At 34.8% G+C, this 17,378-nt stretch carries 23 protein-coding genes; 12 read left to right on the top strand and 11 right to left on the bottom strand.

All coding sequences use genetic code 11. The features are described from left to right. Positions 1-12 precede the first annotated feature (12 nt). Positions 13-159: a teichoic acid D-Ala incorporation-associated protein DltX gene (locus tag AC1M36_RS14905; protein ID WP_003206349.1), complete on the bottom strand. Its 147-nt coding sequence runs from the start codon at positions 157-159 to the stop codon at positions 13-15. A gap of 312 nt (positions 160-471) precedes the next feature. Between AC1M36_RS14905 and AC1M36_RS14900 the strand changes: the two genes are divergently transcribed. The 5 genes from AC1M36_RS14900 (at position 472) to AC1M36_RS14880 (ending at position 3,548) form a co-directional block, all read left to right on the top strand. Next, entirely contained in the window at positions 472-1,650 is a 1,179-nt protein-coding gene (locus tag AC1M36_RS14900) for an amidohydrolase (protein WP_479845996.1), read from the top strand. A gap of 243 nt (positions 1,651-1,893) precedes the next feature. Further along, on the top strand, positions 1,894-2,052 hold the full coding sequence (locus AC1M36_RS14895) for a hypothetical protein (RefSeq protein ID WP_336452706.1): 159 nt from the start codon (positions 1,894-1,896) through the stop codon (positions 2,050-2,052). Then, the gene (locus AC1M36_RS14890; protein ID WP_336452705.1) at positions 2,045-2,491 is read left to right on the top strand and encodes a flavodoxin; all 447 of its coding nucleotides are present in this window, start codon (positions 2,045-2,047) and stop codon (positions 2,489-2,491) included. The genes AC1M36_RS14895 and AC1M36_RS14890 overlap by 8 nt, the downstream gene beginning before the upstream one ends. Before the next feature lie 23 nt (positions 2,492-2,514). Continuing rightward, on the top strand, positions 2,515-3,288 hold the full coding sequence (locus tag AC1M36_RS14885; protein ID WP_336452704.1) for a hypothetical protein: 774 nt from the start codon (positions 2,515-2,517) through the stop codon (positions 3,286-3,288). Positions 3,289-3,386: 98 nt separating this feature from the next. Then, on the top strand, positions 3,387-3,548 hold the full coding sequence (locus tag AC1M36_RS14880; RefSeq protein ID WP_336452703.1) for a hypothetical protein: 162 nt from the start codon (positions 3,387-3,389) through the stop codon (positions 3,546-3,548). Here AC1M36_RS14880 and AC1M36_RS14875 read toward each other — a convergent pair. The 4 genes from AC1M36_RS14875 to AC1M36_RS14860 all read right to left on the bottom strand — a co-directional run bounded on the left by AC1M36_RS14875 (position 3,545) and on the right by AC1M36_RS14860 (position 6,441). Next, entirely contained in the window at positions 3,545-4,453 is a 909-nt protein-coding gene (locus tag AC1M36_RS14875) for an aminoglycoside phosphotransferase family protein (protein WP_336452702.1), read from the bottom strand. The two genes, AC1M36_RS14880 and AC1M36_RS14875, sit on opposite strands and share 4 nt — an antisense overlap. A gap of 208 nt (positions 4,454-4,661) precedes the next feature. After that, positions 4,662-4,811: a hypothetical protein gene (locus AC1M36_RS14870; protein ID WP_336452701.1), complete on the bottom strand. Its 150-nt coding sequence runs from the start codon at positions 4,809-4,811 to the stop codon at positions 4,662-4,664. Between the two features lie 17 nt (positions 4,812-4,828). After that, on the bottom strand, positions 4,829-5,008 hold the full coding sequence (locus AC1M36_RS14865) for a 2-isopropylmalate synthase (protein WP_336452700.1): 180 nt from the start codon (positions 5,006-5,008) through the stop codon (positions 4,829-4,831). A 74-nt stretch (positions 5,009-5,082) separates the two neighbouring features. Next, positions 5,083-6,441: an MATE family efflux transporter gene (locus AC1M36_RS14860; RefSeq protein ID WP_336452699.1), complete on the bottom strand. Its 1,359-nt coding sequence runs from the start codon at positions 6,439-6,441 to the stop codon at positions 5,083-5,085. A 193-nt stretch (positions 6,442-6,634) separates the two neighbouring features. Here AC1M36_RS14860 and uppP point away from each other — a divergent pair, with 193 nt between their 5' ends. Beyond that, positions 6,635-7,429: a bacitracin resistance undecaprenyl-diphosphatase gene (gene uppP, locus AC1M36_RS14855; RefSeq protein WP_336452698.1), complete on the top strand. Its 795-nt coding sequence runs from the start codon at positions 6,635-6,637 to the stop codon at positions 7,427-7,429. 24 nt (positions 7,430-7,453) lie between these two features. Here the strand turns inward: uppP and AC1M36_RS14850 are convergent, their stop codons facing one another. Then, positions 7,454-8,008: a thioredoxin family protein gene (locus tag AC1M36_RS14850; RefSeq protein WP_336452697.1), complete on the bottom strand. Its 555-nt coding sequence runs from the start codon at positions 8,006-8,008 to the stop codon at positions 7,454-7,456. Positions 8,009-8,074: 66 nt separating this feature from the next. Then, positions 8,075-8,518 carry a YrvL family regulatory protein gene (locus AC1M36_RS14845; protein WP_479845995.1) on the bottom strand — a complete coding sequence of 148 codons (444 nt, stop codon included), beginning with the start codon at positions 8,516-8,518 and terminating at the stop codon, positions 8,075-8,077. A 370-nt stretch (positions 8,519-8,888) separates the two neighbouring features. On the opposite strand from AC1M36_RS14845, the gene AC1M36_RS14840 reads away from it, so the two are divergent. Both AC1M36_RS14840 and AC1M36_RS14835 read left to right on the top strand, forming a co-directional pair. Continuing rightward, positions 8,889-9,308: a MarR family winged helix-turn-helix transcriptional regulator gene (locus AC1M36_RS14840; protein WP_336452695.1), complete on the top strand. Its 420-nt coding sequence runs from the start codon at positions 8,889-8,891 to the stop codon at positions 9,306-9,308. Positions 9,309-9,515: 207 nt separating this feature from the next. Next, a complete protein-coding gene (locus tag AC1M36_RS14835) occupies positions 9,516-9,671 on the top strand; it encodes an imidazoleglycerol-phosphate dehydratase (RefSeq protein WP_336452694.1) in 156 nt (51 codons plus the stop codon). Positions 9,672-9,688: 17 nt separating this feature from the next. Here the strand turns inward: AC1M36_RS14835 and AC1M36_RS14830 are convergent, their stop codons facing one another. After that, the gene (locus AC1M36_RS14830) at positions 9,689-10,924 is read right to left on the bottom strand and encodes a dicarboxylate/amino acid:cation symporter (RefSeq protein ID WP_336452693.1); all 1,236 of its coding nucleotides are present in this window, start codon (positions 10,922-10,924) and stop codon (positions 9,689-9,691) included. A gap of 1,186 nt (positions 10,925-12,110) precedes the next feature. Here AC1M36_RS14830 and AC1M36_RS14825 point away from each other — a divergent pair. Further along, complete coding sequence (locus tag AC1M36_RS14825; protein WP_336452692.1) at positions 12,111-13,454, top strand: TrkH family potassium uptake protein; 1,344 nt, start codon at positions 12,111-12,113, stop codon at positions 13,452-13,454. 33 nt (positions 13,455-13,487) lie between these two features. Here the strand turns inward: AC1M36_RS14825 and AC1M36_RS14820 are convergent, their stop codons facing one another. Further along, positions 13,488-13,850 carry an imidazole glycerol phosphate synthase gene (locus AC1M36_RS14820; protein WP_336452691.1) on the bottom strand — a complete coding sequence of 121 codons (363 nt, stop codon included), beginning with the start codon at positions 13,848-13,850 and terminating at the stop codon, positions 13,488-13,490. 574 nt (positions 13,851-14,424) lie between these two features. Here AC1M36_RS14820 and ytfJ point away from each other — a divergent pair. Together ytfJ and AC1M36_RS14810 are read left to right on the top strand one after the other, a co-directional pair. After that, positions 14,425-14,826 carry a GerW family sporulation protein gene (gene ytfJ / locus AC1M36_RS14815; protein ID WP_174099524.1) on the top strand — a complete coding sequence of 134 codons (402 nt, stop codon included), beginning with the start codon at positions 14,425-14,427 and terminating at the stop codon, positions 14,824-14,826. Between the two features lie 115 nt (positions 14,827-14,941). Further along, on the top strand, positions 14,942-15,031 hold the full coding sequence (locus tag AC1M36_RS14810) for a hypothetical protein (RefSeq protein ID WP_000608217.1): 90 nt from the start codon (positions 14,942-14,944) through the stop codon (positions 15,029-15,031). 385 nt (positions 15,032-15,416) lie between these two features. Here AC1M36_RS14810 and AC1M36_RS14805 read toward each other — a convergent pair whose 3' ends face one another. Together AC1M36_RS14805 and AC1M36_RS14800 are read right to left on the bottom strand one after the other, a co-directional pair. After that, positions 15,417-15,656, bottom strand: a complete 240-nt coding sequence (locus AC1M36_RS14805) for a YkuS family protein (protein WP_479845994.1) — start codon at positions 15,654-15,656, stop codon at positions 15,417-15,419. A 167-nt stretch (positions 15,657-15,823) separates the two neighbouring features. Next, a complete protein-coding gene (locus tag AC1M36_RS14800) occupies positions 15,824-16,063 on the bottom strand; it encodes a DUF3911 family protein (protein ID WP_174099526.1) in 240 nt (79 codons plus the stop codon). Positions 16,064-16,477: 414 nt separating this feature from the next. Between AC1M36_RS14800 and ilvE the strand changes: the two genes are divergently transcribed. Continuing rightward, entirely contained in the window at positions 16,478-17,374 is an 897-nt protein-coding gene (gene ilvE / locus AC1M36_RS14795; RefSeq protein ID WP_336452689.1) for a branched-chain-amino-acid transaminase, read from the top strand. Positions 17,375-17,378 lie beyond the last annotated feature (4 nt).

The following is a 17,378-nucleotide window of genomic DNA, read 5'->3' as shown; positions in this document are numbered from 1 at the left end:
AACGTTCCCACCCTAAAATTCATTGTAAATAAATGTGCTTGTGTTTGTATCATGGAAACCATACAACCAAAGCAAAGCAAATAAAATTGCAAGGTAATAAAAAGTTTTTGCAAACCATTGTGTGAGTGGTCGAGACCATATCTCTTTTAATCTTTCCATGTCTTTCCCTCTCTTATGAAATAATAACTGTATGTAGGTATCATATCCTACATCTTTGTGAAAAAAACAAAATTCCACATTTTAGGTAAATATAAGACAAAAAGGCTCTTTTTTGATAGTAGCACTAAATACTAAAAAAGAAAATCCCTAACTTAGCAATTATATTACATTCTGTATGAATTTGTAATGGGTTTGTCTTTTTTTAATAAGTAGGGAATGTATAAGTCATTTTTATAAATGAAAATCCCACAAGGAAATGGAATTATCACAGTGAAATAAGAAATGTGAAGAGTGAAAAGGAGGTTGGCAGGAATGGAGTATGTAAGCAAAGGATGGCAGAGACATGTGTCAGAGGAAAATATTATAAAGTGGCGGAGGCATCTTCACCAATTTCCTGAACTATCATTCCAAGAAGAAAAAACTTCACAATTTATATACGATACATTGTGTTCATTTGCAGTTTTTGAGGTGACAAGACCAACGCCTTACAGTGTGATGGCAAAGAAAAAAGGGAATAAGAATGGAAAAGTAGTAGCAATCCGTGCAGATATGGATGCCTTGCCAATTCAAGAAGAGACATCTAAACCATATGCCTCCGTTACACCAGGAGTTATGCATGCATGTGGACATGATGCACATACTGCTATTTTACTAGGTACAGCAGAAGCCATAGCGAATATGAATGAGGATTGGAATGGGGAAATTCGCCTTTTATTTCAACATGCTGAAGAAGTGTATCCTGGCGGTGGACAGGAAATGGTGAAAGCTGGTGCTATGGACGGTGTGGATTATATTATTGGCTTGCATGTTATGTCTGGATTAGAAACAGGCAAGATTGGGATTGTATATGGGCCGATGATGGCTGCACCCGATGTATTTACAATAGAAGTAAAAGGAAGAGGGGGACACGCTGCTAGGCCGGAAGAAACGATAGATCCGATAGCAGTTGGTGCACAAATCATTACAAACTTACAACATATTGTATCTAGAAATACAAGCGCTTTTATGCAAAGAGTTGTTTCTGTAACACAATTTCATGGAGGAACAGCGGATAATATTATTCCAAGTGCAGCATATTTGATGGGAACAGTCCGCTCTTTTGATCAAACCTTGAGAGAAGAAGCGGAGGAGAAAATTGAACAAATTGCTAAGGGAATTATAGAGGCACATGGTGCAGCGTATACGTATACATATCGTTATGGATATGATCCAGTAATCAATGATACGTTTATTACAAAAATAGTAGAAGAAAGTGCAGTAGAGTTGTTTGGAAAAGAGAGAATTGTAAAGCTTGCTCCTTCAATGGGAGGGGAAGATTTCTCTGCTTATTTAAGAAAAGCACCAGGGTGTTTTATTAAGTTAGGAACTGGAAATAAGAAAATGAAGACTTGTTATCCGCACCATCATCCGAAATTTGATGTGGACGAATCAGCTTTAATTGATGGTGCAAAGTTATTTTTACAAACGACAATGAATTTATTAAAAGTTTAACAATAAAAAAAGGCAACTGCGATTAACGCAGTTGCTTTTATTTCTTTCCGTTAGAGAGGGCTGAGAAAGAACTATGCTCATTTATAGTATATGAACTGTCAACGGACAAGCTTGTACCTTTTCATTATTTTTTTAAAAAAAGTTATTGACTTTGATAATCGTTTTCAATTAATCTAATTGTATAGTTGAAATTGATAATTATTATCAATAGAGTGAGTAGATAAAAGAATGGGTGAGGGAGAGATGAGGAAAGCATTTCGCCTTGGACAGAAAAAATTTAAAAATGAAGATAAGCATATAGAATGGCAAAGAAATGTAATTCGTGCTGAATATGTAGACGAGAAGAAAACAAATAAAACAGAAAAAGATATACATAATCAAGGGAGAGAGTCAGTTGAATAAGTTAGTAATGATTTTTGCAAGTATGAGTGGAAATACAGAGGAGATGGCTGATCATATAGCTGAATCTATCCGTGAAACAGGAAATGAGATTGAAGTAATTGATATTATGGATACACCAGAAGCTTCTATGCTAGAAGAATATGATGGAATTATTTTAGGAGCATATACATGGGGAGATGGTGACCTTCCTGATGATTTCTTAGGTTTTTATGATGAAATGGAAGAAATTCATTTAACAGGTAAAAAAGCAGCTGTGTTTGGCTCTTGTGATTCTGCTTATCCAAAATATGGAGCAGCTGTTGATATTTTAGAAGAAAAATTAAGAGAGCGCGGTGCTGAAGTTGTAATGGAAGGGCTAAAAGTAGAATTAACGCCGGAAGATGAAGATGTAGAGAAATGCCTTCAATTTGGTGCTGAATTTGTAAAACATCTTTCTTAATGGCGAGAGGGAGATGAAAATGGGTGCAGGGGAAAATATCAATTAAAACGATGACAGATTATCATTTATATGATTTTATGCGTTGTCCACATAAGTTTTATTTTCGCCATATAAAAAGAAGAGAACCTTCTTCATTTGAATGGCAACAAATGGTGCAAGCGATTGTAAATCAAATTATTTGTGATTATTACACATCACCAGCAGAAAAACAAACGACAGTGCGCCTGTTAAAACTATTAGAAAGACATTGGAGTAAAGTGCGTATTGGAATGTTCGCTTCTAAAACCGAATATTATACTGTTCTTGCAAAGTTAACAGACCATCTATTACAGTTTGTAAAAAATGATGCAAGTAAAACACCGCCTTTATTTTTATATGAAAAATTACAAACATATATGGAAGAGCTAGGTGTGCACATTTCATTAACGTTTGAAGTTGGTGAATGGTCCGCACAATCGTTTGTAATTAAAAAGTATGTTGTTGATGCAAATGAAGAGATGCTTGCTCTTTGTCAGAAACTAACGACTGTTTTTAGTTATAAAGCTTTTGGAGTTCTTCCTGAAAAAATTGAAATTGTTAATTTAATAGAAGGAACTAGGCATAGCTATGTTCCAAAAGAGAAAGATATGATAGATGGAATGGACGATTTATATAGAATGAAAGAAATGTTACAGCAACCAGAACATTACACAGAACGTACAGTTCGCTCTGAATGTAATGGTTGTGCTTTTCGAAATGAATGTAAAGTAGAGGAAGAACAAGAGATACCTAATTATGGGGATTCTATATTACATTAAAAGGATGCTAAATTGCATCCTTTTTATTATTGACATGAAATGCTTTTCATCATTTACGGTATATATGTAGGGAAAACTCATAATGGGAGGGCGAATCAATGACAAATGAAGTGAAAGTATTTCAATGGTTAAAAGAACAACAGGCTCCTTTCTCTATTCAATTGCAAATTTTGCAGGCTTTTCAAATGTATAAATTAATTGTAGAAATGGATAAGAAGTTAATGATGTATGAGGAAAAAGAGAATCGGGAAAGAAGTTAATTCGTTCCCTGAAGTATGGTTTGTAAATTCTTTAGATTCTTTTTTATTTCTTGTTCATTATTTGTTTCAAAGCTATTAACAAGGCTATGAAGCAATGGACTGTATTGGTAAAATTGAATGATCCGCTTAAAGAAAGATGAATCGCGATGGGGAGTGAGGTTGCAGTATTGTTTATATATGTCACTTGTAAACCCACTACCAAAATCGTTATATAATCCAGCAAAGTCAAAGGCAGGATCTCCAATTCGAGCATCACCAAAATCGATAATACCAGCAATGCTTCTCTTCTCCTCATCAAATAAAATGTGATGGTGTGTCAAGTCAGCATGGATCATGGTTCTTTTGAAATCAGATGCATGCATATGTTCAAAAAAAACCTCGAATAAACAATCAAAAACTTTTCTTTCTAGCGATGTAAGTGTGTGTGCGAGATAATCGTGTAATTTCATTTGAATCTGTCGCCAATATGAGGTAGGCTTCTCAGCAGCAAACTCCCATTTTACGGCATCTTCTATCGGGATGGTATGTAAAGAAGCAAGAAAGGTAGCAAGCTGCGTGATAACTGTTTCACGTTCTTTTACAGTCAATCTTTCTATTGTTTGTGCTGTTAAGGGCTCTCCATGAATGAGTTTATAATAACTACAAAGTGGAATGAAATCTGAGTCGCTTCTATATAAAACATGGTATTTGGGGACTTCTATCCCTTGTAATGATTGAGAAAGTAATTCGCATAGTTGTTTTTCGCGAGGTATTCGCTCTGCATACTCGGATTTACGTGGGAAACGGAAGAGCCATTCATTATTAATAATAATCGCTACATTATCCCATCCATTCTTATTTTGTATATAAGAGTGTATGGTGATATTCGGTAGTGCTTGTTGTATATATTGCTTGTAAGAGTACATATGATTTTCCTCATTTCTCCCTTAAGTAAGTTAGGTTAATTTTATAATAACAGAATTATCTTTCTTTTTGATAAAATAAGATAAATGACTTAAAGAAAGGGTAAGAGAGATGAAATGAGAATTGTAAAAGAAAATAATATGTTTAAGGTTAAGGAGCAGCGACAACATGTAGAATGACATGCCCCCAGGAGCTGGGGACATGTCATTTTTAAAGGTTCTCGTTTTGTTGTCCAATTTCTTTTTTTGCAATTTCTAGATTTCCTTGTTCGACTTGTTTATGCACATTTATAGAATCACCAGCATAACCTTTTTGGGTTTTTACAACTCTTTTAGAAAAGAGCGAGGATTGTTTTGCCATATATAAGTCCCCTTTCGTTAAAAGTAGACGAAAATAATGAGTACAAGTAATATTGCGCCAAAAATACCAATTCCAATTAAGAATGAGGTTGAAGTATTTTTATATTGCGGTGGTTTATGAACATCTTGCCTATATCCAGGTGAGATTTCAGGAGCAAACTCCTCATCATAGGGCTGCTTTTTTTTCTTTTCATCCATAGATTTACACCTTTCTTTTTCATTATGTTACACGTTTCAAGAGGAACTATGCATGATGAAAAAAGCCACTATAATTAGTGACTTTCTTGCGGTGTATATTTACGTTGTACTTGAAAGAGGCGAACAAGTAAAAAGGTAGCTCCAAATGCGAGTCCGATAATAAGACCGATCCAATAACCTTTGGCTGCCCAAGAAGTATAGGTTGCTAATATATAACCGAGTGGTAGGCCGATGATCCAGTAGGCAATAAGTGTCATAATTAAGGCTATATTTACATCTTTATAACCGCGGAGTGCACCTTGCACTGGAGTAGCAATTGCATCAGAAATTTGAAATAAAATTGCAAAAATGAGAAATTCTTTTGCCAAATCATGAACCGCAATATCTGTTGTATAAATAGAAGCAATTTGATCGTCAAAGAAAAAGAGTAGGATAGAATAGAACAAGGCAAAAGTAAGCGCCAAACCAATTCCGATCAAACTATATTGTTTTGCATTCGTATAACGACTTGCCCCCACTTCAAAACCAACTGCAATGGTCATAGCCATCGCTAAACTTAGAGGTGTCATATATAAAAGTGAGGCGAAGTTCATAGCTGCCTGATGAGCAGCGATTGTTGTCGTGCTAAAATTACTCATCATGAGTGTTACAGCCGCGAAAATACTCGTTTCAAAAAAGATGGCAAACCCGATAGGTACCCCGAGTTTCAATAATTCTTTCCAGCTTGAAATAGAAATTTTGTATAAGCGCCTGAAGATACCAAAAGATGCAAATGGTTCTTTCGTACGGATAATAATAATTGTAATAAGCAAAATGCACCAATAGGTTGCAGTAGAAGCAATTGCTGCACCAACGCCTCCTAGTTTTGGAAAGCCGAAATGTCCAAAAATAAATACATAGTTTAAAATGACGTTAATCGGTAAGGAAAGCAATGTAATAATCATTGTTGTACGCGTTTTTCCTAATGCGTCAATAAACCCACGCAATACAGTATAGACAAATAAAGGAATGATACCAATTGCAATAATACTTAAAAATTGAGAAGCAATGTGTTCAACCTGTTCTTCTAAATGCATACCCTTTAAAATTGGTGAAACGGCAAAGAAACCGATGAGGATAACAAGTAAGCTAACGCCAATTGCTAAATATACGGCTTGTATGACGATGTGAGGAACATCCTCTTTTTGTTTTGAGCCAACAAGGTGAGCAATAATAGGCGTGGTAGCCATTAAGATTCCTGTTAATCCAGTACTAACAGGAATCCATACACTTGTTCCAATTGCGACGCCTGCTAAATCAGTAGCACTTGCATGCCCTGACATTGTTGTATCAAAAAAACTCATTGCAAATAAAGACATTTGCGTTACAAAAATCGGGAAAAATAGTAATACAAATTGTTTTATTTTTTGTAAGAATGAATTGGTTTCTTTCATAAAAGCTCCTTTCTATGTAGGACCAAACTCTTTCTATCATACAATTTAATAAGAAAATAGAAAAGGAATTCACATACGTGAGTGTATTGTTATATTTTGAAAGAATGAAAAAAAAGATGCACTTTGGAAAAGGATAAGGTATTATGATAAGGTGTGAAAAAAGTACATATAAGGTATTAAGGAGGCACTACTCGTGGCTGATTGGTTAATTGGTTTAATCATGGGAGCTGTTGAAGGATTAACGGAGTTTTTACCGGTTTCATCAACAGGACACATGATTTTAACAGGACATTTAATTGGATTTGAAGATGATAGAGCAAAAGTATTTGAAGTTGTCATCCAATTGGGATCGATTTTAGCAGTTGTTGTTGTATTTTGGAAGCGTTTATGGTCATTAGTTGGAATTGGAAAAGTAACAGAAGGACCATCTTTAAATTTATTACATATCATTATTGGTATGATTCCAGCAGGAGTACTTGGTGTTTTATTCCATAGCACAATTAAAGAGGTTTTATTTGGACCAGGCCCTGTTGTTATTAGTTTAATCGTTGGTGGTATTTTAATGATTGTCGCTGAGAAATTTTCAAGACCAAGTACAGCAAAAACATTGGACGAGATTACGTATAAACAAGCGTTCACAATTGGTATGTTCCAATGTTTAGCACTATGGCCAGGATTTTCGCGTTCTGGATCTACAATCAGTGGTGGATTATTAGCTCGTGTATCTCATACAGCAGCAGCTGAATATACATTTATTTTAGCGGTACCGATGATGGTTGCAGCGTCAGGGTTAGATTTAATTAAAAGTTGGGACGTATTAAGTTCTGCAGATATCACATTATTTGCAACTGGCTTTATTACAGCTTTCCTTGTAGCAATGCTTGCGATTGTTTCATTCTTAAAATTATTAGCTCGTGTAAAGTTAACACCATTTGCTTATTATCGCTTTATTTTAGCAGCGGTGTTCTATTTCTTCATTATGGGATAAAAAAACTGCCATTTGGCAGTTTTTTTATTTTACGATTCTTTTAATCATATCCTCCATGACATGTCCCCAAAGTGAAGTGTCATCAGCTAATGTAGCGCGGAAATTCGCATACATTTCTTTCTGTTTTTCTTCGAATTGTGGGTCATCTTTTTCAGGTAATGTAGCACGTATAGAAGTGACTAATTCTTGTACTTTTGGCGCACGTGGTCCCCAAACAGCTTGTTCATTTCCATCCTTATCAATAAAAACAAAGATTGGAATAGCACGAGCTGTTCCGTTTGTTAAGTATTGATCCATTAATTCTAGGTTGTCATCACGGATCAATAATTTCATATCAATATTTGCAACCTCGCAAATTCGCTTCATAATTGGTACGCATAGAAGGGCATCACCACACCAATCAGCTGTTAATACGATAACGCGCCATCCATCATGTTGACGCTCCTCTAAAACAGGCAATAATTCATTTGGAATTAAAAAGTTATTATAAATATGTAGTAATTCGTATTGGTTTACAGTCATGTTATTTACGTATGTATCAAAAGACATACCTTTATCGGCCCATTGTTGTAATGTCATAAGTAACACCTCTTTTATATATTTTGCTTTTATTGTATCAATTTTTATAGAGAAAAGCTTGTAATCTTATATTTTCTTTTCATCGTCACTTGGCCACAGTTTATCCAAAATAAAACAAAAAAGAACAATAAGTAGTTCTGCTCTATTGGAAATCGTAACACTTTCCATCCAATCATCTGCAGTATGAATAGCAATCCAACTTATTGAGATCTCTATGAGAGAAAGAAGTGAAAATGTCATCCACTTTGGTCTGTGTGTGAGCAATGGCGTTAAAAGTACTTTGAAAAATATCGTTAAGAAATTACTAAGCCCATCTAATATAAGTATTAGTAAAAAAAAGAGAAGTAGTGCAGTTCGCGATGTATATTCTACACCGATAATACGAAAAATACCGATATATACAAAGAAAATGAATGCAAAAACAATAAGTATAAGAAGGGTAATACTACTAATAACAATTGTTTTATCTTTTCCGCTTAAATCCGAAAATTTTTCTTCATCTGGATTCATAATAAACCTCCAAATCATTCGTTTTATAAAATGGGAAATATTTCATAATCTATTATAGCATGAATATTCAATTGGAAATCAAAACAAAAAGGGTGCGGCAAATCGCACCCTTTTTGTGGCTGATGTGAGTTTCAGCATGTTAGAAAAGCAACCTGTATCATTTATTTCCAAATAGATAATAAATGATACGTGCTCTAGTGAGAGAAGAGGATTTTTCAAAATGTATTTCGTTTTGAGAGTGTATCAGTCAAGTAAGTGAATATGGTATAAGAAACTTTGTGGGAAAAAAGATGACAAAATGTAAGATATAAGGTAATATAATTAATAAAGTTTTTATTTAACTATATGAAATAAAAGGGAGATGTAAACGGTGTCTCATAATCGTGAACAATTAATGGAGGATTTATCTGCAAATGTTTTTGCTATGTTTCGTTCCTTGCGTAATGATATTGGAAAAATTTTTGGAGATTACATACCATGGAATGAGTTTCTCGTACTTCGTATATTAAATCGTAATGAAAAAGAGATGGTTTCTCGCGTAGCGAATGAACTGCATGTATCAAATAGTCATATTACAGCTGTTACAGAAAAGCTAATTAACAAAGGTTTTGTGACACGTTCCCGTTCTACATCTGATCGTCGCGTGGTATATTTGGAAATTACGGAACAAGGAAAAGAGTTAGTTGCTAAAATGGAATTTGCGAAAAAACAGTATTTACAAGAAAGATTTTCGGCTTTATCTGAAGATGAGATGCACGTAATGATATCTATTTCAAAAAAACTGATATAGAAAAAATAGGGTGAACTGTGTTTAGTAGAAAAAACGTCCCTGTCTTGGGGAAGTTTTTTAATTTATTTGCTATTTTGGGGATGAAGAAAGCTCATGCTGTTTCACTTTATATAAAATGTGAAAGAATTCCATGATTTTTAAAGAAGAAGGCAATGTGTACAATTGAGATTGGAAAGACATACTACCAATATGAAAGGAGGAAGGAAGATGACAAATCGTAATGGTAGTCAAGGAAGTGGAAATCAAGGATCACCCAAAACAGGACAATTTCAACAAGAGTTTGGTTCTGAATTTGTAACTGGTAATGATAATAAAGGGAAAGAATACCGTTCAAAGAAAGGAAGTAAATCAAGAAAGGAGTGAATATATTCACTCCTTTCTTATGAAGCCGCTGAGCTATCCGTATTATATTTATTTTCTGATTTTGATACAATCATCGCACAGATTGCATCGCCAGAAATATTAACTGCAGTTCTTGACATATCGAGAATACGGTCAACCCCAATAATTAAGGCAATGCCCTCTACTGGAAGATTTACTTGATTTAAGACCATCGTTAACATAACAAGTCCAACACCAGGTACACCGGCAGTTCCAATGCTCGCTAATACAGCGGTTAACACAACCATAGCTAATTGAGCCATTGTAAGCTCTACTCCATATACTTGAGCGATAAAGACGGTGGCAACGCCTTGCATAATGGCGGTGCCGTCCATATTAATTGTAGCTCCAAGTGGTTGTACAAAGGAACTAATTGATTTTGAAACACCTAGTTTTTCTTGTGCGGTTTTCATTGCAAATGGAAGAGATGCATTGGAACTGGATGTACTGAATCCAATTGCCATAACAGGTCCAAAATGTTTAATGAAGCGAACGATGCTTTCTTTAGCGAATACTTTTAATAAGCCCCCATATACAAATACACCATGAATGATAAGTGCTAGCATAACGACAATCATATACTTGAACATTGCAGCGACGCCTGCAAGACCCATCTGACCAACAGAAGAAGCAAGCAATCCGAATGTTCCAACTGGAGCAAGTTTCATAACGAGATTGACAAGATACATCATTAATTCGTTGCCCTGTTCAAGTAATGAGTGAATACCTTGAACTCGTTTTCCAAGAATAGCAAGTCCAAGTCCTATTAATACGGCAAAGGCAATGATTTGGAGCATATTTCCATCAGTCATAGCCTTAGCTGGATTATCTGGAACGATATTGAGGAGTGTATCGACAATAGAAGTTTCAGCTTTTGCTCCTTTATAGGTAAGGTTCTCTGTTTTAAATCCCCCACCTTGTCCTGGTTGGATGAGGAGTGCGAGGGCAACAGCCAGGGAAATAGCAACTGCTGTAGTTGTTAGAAAAAAAGAAATTGATTTTACACCGATTCTCCCAAGTTGTTTTGGATCTCCAAGCCCGGCCGTTCCGAGAGCAATAGAGATAAATACAACAGGGACAACAAGCATTTTAATAAGTCGGATAAATAGTTGACCGATTGGGTTAAATACATATTGGTTTAAGGGTGTGAAAATAGATGGGGCGTATAAATTAAGAGCAAGTCCAACGATGAGACCGAGTAAAAGTGCAATTAAGATTGCTTTTGTTTGCTTCAATAAAATCCCTCCTTATTTTTGTGAATGTGCTTTCTACTTTTATTGTACCGAAAAAGTATGTTATTTGACAATATTTTCTGAAAATTATTTATATTAACATTTAAAATTTTAGAATAGGTGTATTGTGATGGATACCCTATTATTCTTGTTTGATAGTATATAGAAAAATATGAATATGATTTATATTTTAAGATAAAAAATAGACCATCTTGCCAATGCAAGATGGTCATGGAAGGGGACAATTTATGTCAATTTTAATTAGGGATGGAAAGCTGTTCGAGACACTGGGGAATGCCTCATTATTAGGGAGGAACAGCTTTGATAGTTATAATATAAAAGATAGGTGTGAATTCAATGTGAACTTGAAGTGAAAGGTGTAGGAATTTTAAAAGTTTCTCTCTTTGTGGATCATAGATGAAAGGTGAAAAATAGTTAGAGGCTTTATAGTCGAATGAATAGTTAGTGAATCGGTAACTACTATGGTAGATAAAAAATAGACCATCTTGCTAATGCAAGATGGTCATGGAAGGGGACAATTTATGTCAATTTTAATTAGGGATGGAAAGCTGTTCGAGGCACTGGGGAATGCCTCATTATTAGGGAGGAACAGCTTCGATAGTTATAATATAAAAGATAGATGTGACTTCAATGTGAATTTGAAGTGAAAGATATGGGGATTTTAAAGTTTTACTTTATTCAAGTAGAACAGTCACTTTTATGAAGATAAAAATAGTGTGAAAAAGGTTCATTAGATTTTTTAGTAAGGCGTTTCTATCAGTGGAATAAGAAGAAAATGACCTAATAATAGTTAGTTCAATTTGTATGAAAATAAAAGTTGAAATCTATGAAAAAAAGGATTATGCTCAACTATATTATGGGAGTATAAAAAATTTATTCGCCCAAGAGAGTTTGTTTTAAAAGTACAAGAAATAAAAAAATCTCTGTGTAAAATGATTATCTGTAAGATATGGTTTAAGTACAACGAACCATGGGCACACGGATATAGGTGTTACTTTATCCCGCACTAACGGGCAGTAATACTCTCACCTCAAAATTCGGCGGAAGCAAAGAAGTTAGGTGGGAGATAAACTGCCTGTAAAGGCCCGATTGGTTCAACTAATAATCAGTGGGGGATGAAGAAAACCCCCACTGATTAAAGTTTCACTTTATTAAGGGAGTTAGTGATATGGAAGCAACAACAAAAAAAGGGTTTTACAATCGTTTAATCCGACTAAACCCGCCTCAAATTTTAGCAATAGGCTTTTTTTGTTTAATTGTTGTCGGAGGAATGTTATTAAAACTACCATTTGCGACAAAAGAATCAATTAGTTGGGTAGACGCCTTTTTCACAGCAACATCGGCAGCAACGGTAACAGGTTTAGGAGTTGTAGATACTGCTAGCACTTTTACAATGTTTGGTCAAATTATCATTATGTTGTTAATTCAAACAGGTGGTCTTGGATTAATGACAATTGCCATTTTAATTGTATGGGTATTAGGAAAGAAAATTGGACTGCGCCACCGATTATTAATTGGAGAAGCGTTTAATCAAACGAATATAGGTGGGCTTGTAAAATTAGTAAAGCGTGTCTTTATTTTTTCTATTTGTATCGAATTAATGGGTGTTGCTTTTTTATCTATTCGATTTATTCCGGAATTTGGTGTTGGGAAGGGATTATATTATAGTATCTTTCATGTTATTGCCGCTTATAATAATGCCGGATTTGCCCTTTGGCCTGATAATTTAACACGTTATGTAGGGGATCCTATTATTAATATGGGAATATGTTCTTTAATCGTTATAGGTGGTCTAGGGTTTACAGTGTTAATTGATATATGGTATAGCCGTAGTTTTCAGAAACTATCACTCCATTCGAAAATCATGATTGTGGGCACAGTAGTCCTTAATGTTATTGCAATTATTGTGATTTTTATATTGGAGTATAACAATGTGAAAACATTAGGACCTTTATCTTTAAGTGAAAAATTCTGGGCTTCATTTTTCCAAGGGATTACACCGAGGACTGCAGGATTTAATACGGTTGATTATGGTGGAATGGAAGAATCGTCAATATTGTTTACGATGATTTTAATGTTTATAGGTGCAGGAAGTGTTTCAACAGGTGGGGGCATTAAGTTAACAACATTTGTTATTTTAATTACATCAGTTGTAGCCTTTTTTAGAAAGAAAGAAGACTTTGTTTTATTCCATCGTACAATTAAAATGTCGACGGTAACGAGAGCGTTGGCAATTGCTGTTGCTAGCCAAATTCTTATTTTTGTCGCAGTATTTTTACTAATGCTTACAGAAAATTTTAGTTTTATTCAATTATTGTTTGAAACAATTTCTGCGTTTGGTACAGTTGGATTGACAATGGGGATTACTGCTAAATTATCGGCTGTTGGAAAATGTATCATTATGTTTGTTATGTTTTGTGGGTTAGTTGGCCCGTTAACCCTTGTATTCTCTCTAGCACGACCAGCGAAGCAAAAAATTCGATATCCATCAGAAGATGTTTTTACAGGATAAGGTATCTCGCAAGAAGCGAGATACCTTTTTTCTTTAAAAAAGCGCGAACAATAAACCGATGATTGCAGCGCGGAATAAAAGAGCAACAAGTGCAGCGATACCACCAACAATCGCAGCGATACCACCTGTTACAGTAGCCCCGCGATTATAAGCGTAAATCCCAAGTAAAACAGAAACAAGACCGAAGAGTGTAGGAAATGTAAAGAGTGATAATACAGCGAGAGCAAGTGCGATAAAACCAGCAGTTGAACCAGCTGTTTTTGATTTTATGTCATCGTTATCGTTATAGTTGATGCGCTGAGGAGCAACCTCTGCTGCGTACTCTTCTTTATAATCCCCTTCTTTAGTTCTATCTCGTTCATCGAATTTATCAGTCAAAGTAATGTCTCCTTTCATAACAAGGTTCATTAGTAGTATGTATATATTTTTCTTTTTTATCCCGCACTAACGGGCAGTAATACTCCCACCTCAAAATTCGGCGGAAGCAAAGAAGTTAGGTGGGAGATAAACTGCCCGTAAAGGCCCGATTGGTTCAACTAATAATCAGTGGGGGATGAAGAAAACCCCCACTGATTAAAGTTTCACTTTATCCGACAAGAAATAGACCGTCATAACATCAATGTGTATAAATCCAAATTAAAAACTAACATAAACCTTTTCTTTTTAGAGGGAGAAAGCATCTGGCCATGCATAGAAACGGTCAGTTCTCTTTCCTCCCCTATGCCAAGCTAAAAACAGAGAGAGAAAACAAGTGTAAGTTCCTTTTTCTCTTCGTAGCTGACTTATGTGTTGAAAAATCAAAGTGGATATATATCAGGTTAGAGTGAACGATATTTATATTGGTTCTAGATTACAGGCTGAAAAAGATGATAATGGATCATTGTTTTTTTATGAATTGTAAAACTTGGTATGAGTTCCTCTATTTTGGAAAGTATAAAAAAGAATTAAGAGGAAAAAGGTGGTTTTAATGATGGAACATCCAATTGAAAACTTAATGAAAACTGCAATGACAAATTTAAAAGAGATGGTTGATGTGAATACAATTGTCGGAAGTCCTGTTTCAACAGCGGACGGAAATGTTGTTTTAACTGTCTCAAAAGTTGCCTTTGGTTTTGGCGCAGGGGGAAGTGATTTTAAAGGGGAAACGTCGTTAGGAAAAAGTTCGGCAGGACAAGGACAACCAAAAGAGGTGAAGCAAGTACATCCATTTGGAGGCGGAAGTGGTGCAGGGGTTTCAATCGATCCGGTTGCGTTTTTAGTTGTAGGATCTGGTGGTGTGCAAGTGTTACATTTACATAGTGGTACACACTTGATTGAAAAGGCATTGAATACAGTTCCAAGCACTGTAGATAAGTTTGTAAATGGTCGTTAAAAAGTAAACTTGCATTTTTTAGGGATTATGATATATTAGAAAAAGTGTGCTTATGGCTAATAAATATAACTGAAGTGTAAATATATATGATTTATGAAATAAGGGAGAGGTAGTTATGATTAACATCAAGAATTTTACTGTCGGCTTATGTATGTTAGTGAGCGGATTTGTTGTATATGTAGTAAAAGAAAAAGCTCCATTCTAAAACAGGCAGATTGCGATGTCTGTTTTTATTTTGTTAAAATAAATATTGACGAATTTGTTTTATGATGTTATAATTTTATTTCGTGTCTCGGTTACAGCTAGTATATATTGGATATTTCTTATAAATACAACATGAAAAGTTTGCGAAAGATCGGGTGATTTTACCAACAACTTTTGTGAATAAACCCAAAAAGTTGTATTTGTAAGCTTATACACATACTAGTGTATCAAGGAGCGGTCAGAGGAACCGTGTTGATGAGAGAGAGGTAGGGCTTTCATCCAGTATATGTTACTTTCCCGTTAGGTGAATATAAAAAAGAGAAGTCTCCTTTTCATAAGGAGGCTTCTCTTTTTGGGTAAGTTACATTTAATAGACAAGATATTTTTTATAGTCTGCTTTCAACTTGTTGACAAATTTCATCTGTTGTTAAACCACTCGCCTCAATCACAGAACCTTTTGTAGATACATTGCTGATTCCCATTACATTAGAATCCTGTCCAGTTACGACACAACAATCGCATCCTTGTGCGTCATTTTCAGAGCGTAGTGAAACTACTTCATGCCCTTTTTGTTGTAGTGCTTGTTGGACATCTGTTAAAGAATTTTCAACACCAATTTTCGCCATAATTTTCACCTCCTACCATCTAGTAATATGCTCAAATTTTTAGTGGATATTTATATATTTGAGAAAAAGATGATAGAAAGATGTGAATATAAGGTAAAATTCACGATTGGTGAGGGCTAATAATCAGTGGGAATGAAAAAACCCCCACTGATTAAAGTTTCACTTTATTAGTCGTTATACACACCAGTTAGCATTTGACTTACAAATTGATCGTTTAATTGATCTTGGGAAGAATTATCATTCGATTGAATATCAATTGAGGCGATAAAGTTGTTATTCTGTTCTTCATTTGGATACACCTCTACGTAATTGTTAAATTTACACAGACCTTTCGTATCCATTAAATCAAATAGTTGTAACATTTCTACTACCTCTTGTCTCGTTCCTTTAATTTGTACACATGCCATATTATTTTCCTCCCTCATTTGACAATTTGTTTTTTAAAAATAGGATTATGAAAGCTGCATGAAAAATATGATTGTTATTTTTATACAATTTTATTTTGAATGTATTCCTCCTTTTCAACCCAAATTCGTTTTTATTGCCGAATATATATAATCGGACGTCCGTTTATTGAATACAATAGATTCGCATCATTTGACAAAAATCCTTCTTCTAAACAAATATTTTTTAGGATGAAAAATGACGAAAAAAATTTTTTGACATGTTGTAAACGTTAACAATGTTGATAAATCAATATAAACAAGGATGTACATAAATTTAAAAATTATAAATTTTCTAAAAATTAACTTGATTTATTTAAAAAGGAGAGTAAACTAGGAAACAATAAAAAATTCACAGAACATAGGGGGCGCTTTTAAGTGAATGAGCAATGGATTTTCTTAAATGGAGAATTTGTTCCAAAAGACGAAGCAAAAGTTTCAGTATATGACCATGGTTATTTATATGGCGATGGGGTGTTTGAAGGGATTCGTGTCTATAGTGGCAATGTCTTCAGACTGAAAGAACATCTTATTCGTTTATATGAGTCAGCAAAATCCATTATGTTGGAAATTCCATATACGTTAGATGAAGTGATAGATATTGTTGTTGAGACGATTCGTCAAAATAAGCTATCTAACGGATACATTCGTTTAGTTGTATCACGAGGTGCTGGGAACCTTGGATTAGATCCTGATTCTTGCTCGAAACCGAATGTAGTTGTAATTGCGGAACAGTTATCACTATTCCCGTCGGAATATTACGAAAAGGGAATACCAGTTGTGACAGTTGCCACACGTCGGAATCGTCCAGATGTATTAACACCACAAGTGAAGTCTTTGAATTATTTGAATAATATTTTAGTTAGAATTGAAGCGAAGCTTGCTGGTGTACAAGAAGCACTTATGTTAAATGAACAAGGTTATGTTGCAGAAGGATCTGGTGATAATGTGTTTATTGTAAAAGGAAATAAATTAATTACACCACCAAGTTCTGCAGGAGCATTAGAAGGTATTACACGAAATGCTATTTTGGAAATTGGAGAGAAGCTTGGATATGACGTAAGAGAAGAGTTATTTACAAGGCACGATGTATATGTAGCTGATGAAGTATTTTTAACAGGAACTGCAGCTGAAGTGATTGCAGTTACGACAGTTGATGGAAGAACGATTGGAGCTGGAAAAACAGGTTCACATACAAACCGTTTATTGGAAGAGTTTCGTAAATTAGTTGTAGAAGATGGAGAGAAAATTTACGAGGAAAATAAAGTTGGATAATAGA

The sequence above is a fragment of the Bacillus sp. Medicinal_06 genome (genome assembly GCF_056711665.1).
This window is presented reverse-complemented; position numbering and strand designations above follow the sequence as displayed.

What these genes read in the sequence shown, in the direction of transcription:
- AC1M36_RS14905 (WP_003206349.1), bottom strand. Translation starts at nt 159, where the DNA reads ATGGAAAGATTAAAAGAGATATGGTCTCGACCACTCACACAATGGTTT.
- AC1M36_RS14900 (WP_479845996.1), top strand. Translation starts at nt 472, where the DNA reads ATGGAGTATGTAAGCAAAGGATGGCAGAGACATGTGTCAGAGGAAAAT.
- AC1M36_RS14895 (WP_336452706.1), top strand. Translation starts at nt 1,894, where the DNA reads ATGAGGAAAGCATTTCGCCTTGGACAGAAAAAATTTAAAAATGAAGAT.
- AC1M36_RS14880 (WP_336452703.1), top strand. Translation starts at nt 3,387, where the DNA reads ATGACAAATGAAGTGAAAGTATTTCAATGGTTAAAAGAACAACAGGCT.
- AC1M36_RS14875 (WP_336452702.1), bottom strand. Translation starts at nt 4,453, where the DNA reads ATGTACTCTTACAAGCAATATATACAACAAGCACTACCGAATATCACC.
- AC1M36_RS14870 (WP_336452701.1), bottom strand. Translation starts at nt 4,811, where the DNA reads ATGGCAAAACAATCCTCGCTCTTTTCTAAAAGAGTTGTAAAAACCCAA.
- AC1M36_RS14865 (WP_336452700.1), bottom strand. Translation starts at nt 5,008, where the DNA reads ATGGATGAAAAGAAAAAAAAGCAGCCCTATGATGAGGAGTTTGCTCCT.
- AC1M36_RS14860 (WP_336452699.1), bottom strand. Translation starts at nt 6,441, where the DNA reads ATGAAAGAAACCAATTCATTCTTACAAAAAATAAAACAATTTGTATTA.
- AC1M36_RS14850 (WP_336452697.1), bottom strand. Translation starts at nt 8,008, where the DNA reads ATGACATTACAACAATGGGCCGATAAAGGTATGTCTTTTGATACATAC.
- AC1M36_RS14845 (WP_479845995.1), bottom strand. Translation starts at nt 8,518, where the DNA reads ATGAATCCAGATGAAGAAAAATTTTCGGATTTAAGCGGAAAAGATAAA.
- AC1M36_RS14835 (WP_336452694.1), top strand. Translation starts at nt 9,516, where the DNA reads ATGACAAATCGTAATGGTAGTCAAGGAAGTGGAAATCAAGGATCACCC.
- AC1M36_RS14825 (WP_336452692.1), top strand. Translation starts at nt 12,111, where the DNA reads ATGGAAGCAACAACAAAAAAAGGGTTTTACAATCGTTTAATCCGACTA.
- AC1M36_RS14820 (WP_336452691.1), bottom strand. Translation starts at nt 13,850, where the DNA reads ATGAAAGGAGACATTACTTTGACTGATAAATTCGATGAACGAGATAGA.
- ytfJ (WP_174099524.1), top strand. Translation starts at nt 14,425, where the DNA reads ATGGAACATCCAATTGAAAACTTAATGAAAACTGCAATGACAAATTTA.
- AC1M36_RS14810 (WP_000608217.1), top strand. Translation starts at nt 14,942, where the DNA reads ATGATTAACATCAAGAATTTTACTGTCGGCTTATGTATGTTAGTGAGC.
- AC1M36_RS14805 (WP_479845994.1), bottom strand. Translation starts at nt 15,656, where the DNA reads ATGGCGAAAATTGGTGTTGAAAATTCTTTAACAGATGTCCAACAAGCA.
- AC1M36_RS14800 (WP_174099526.1), bottom strand. Translation starts at nt 16,063, where the DNA reads ATGGCATGTGTACAAATTAAAGGAACGAGACAAGAGGTAGTAGAAATG.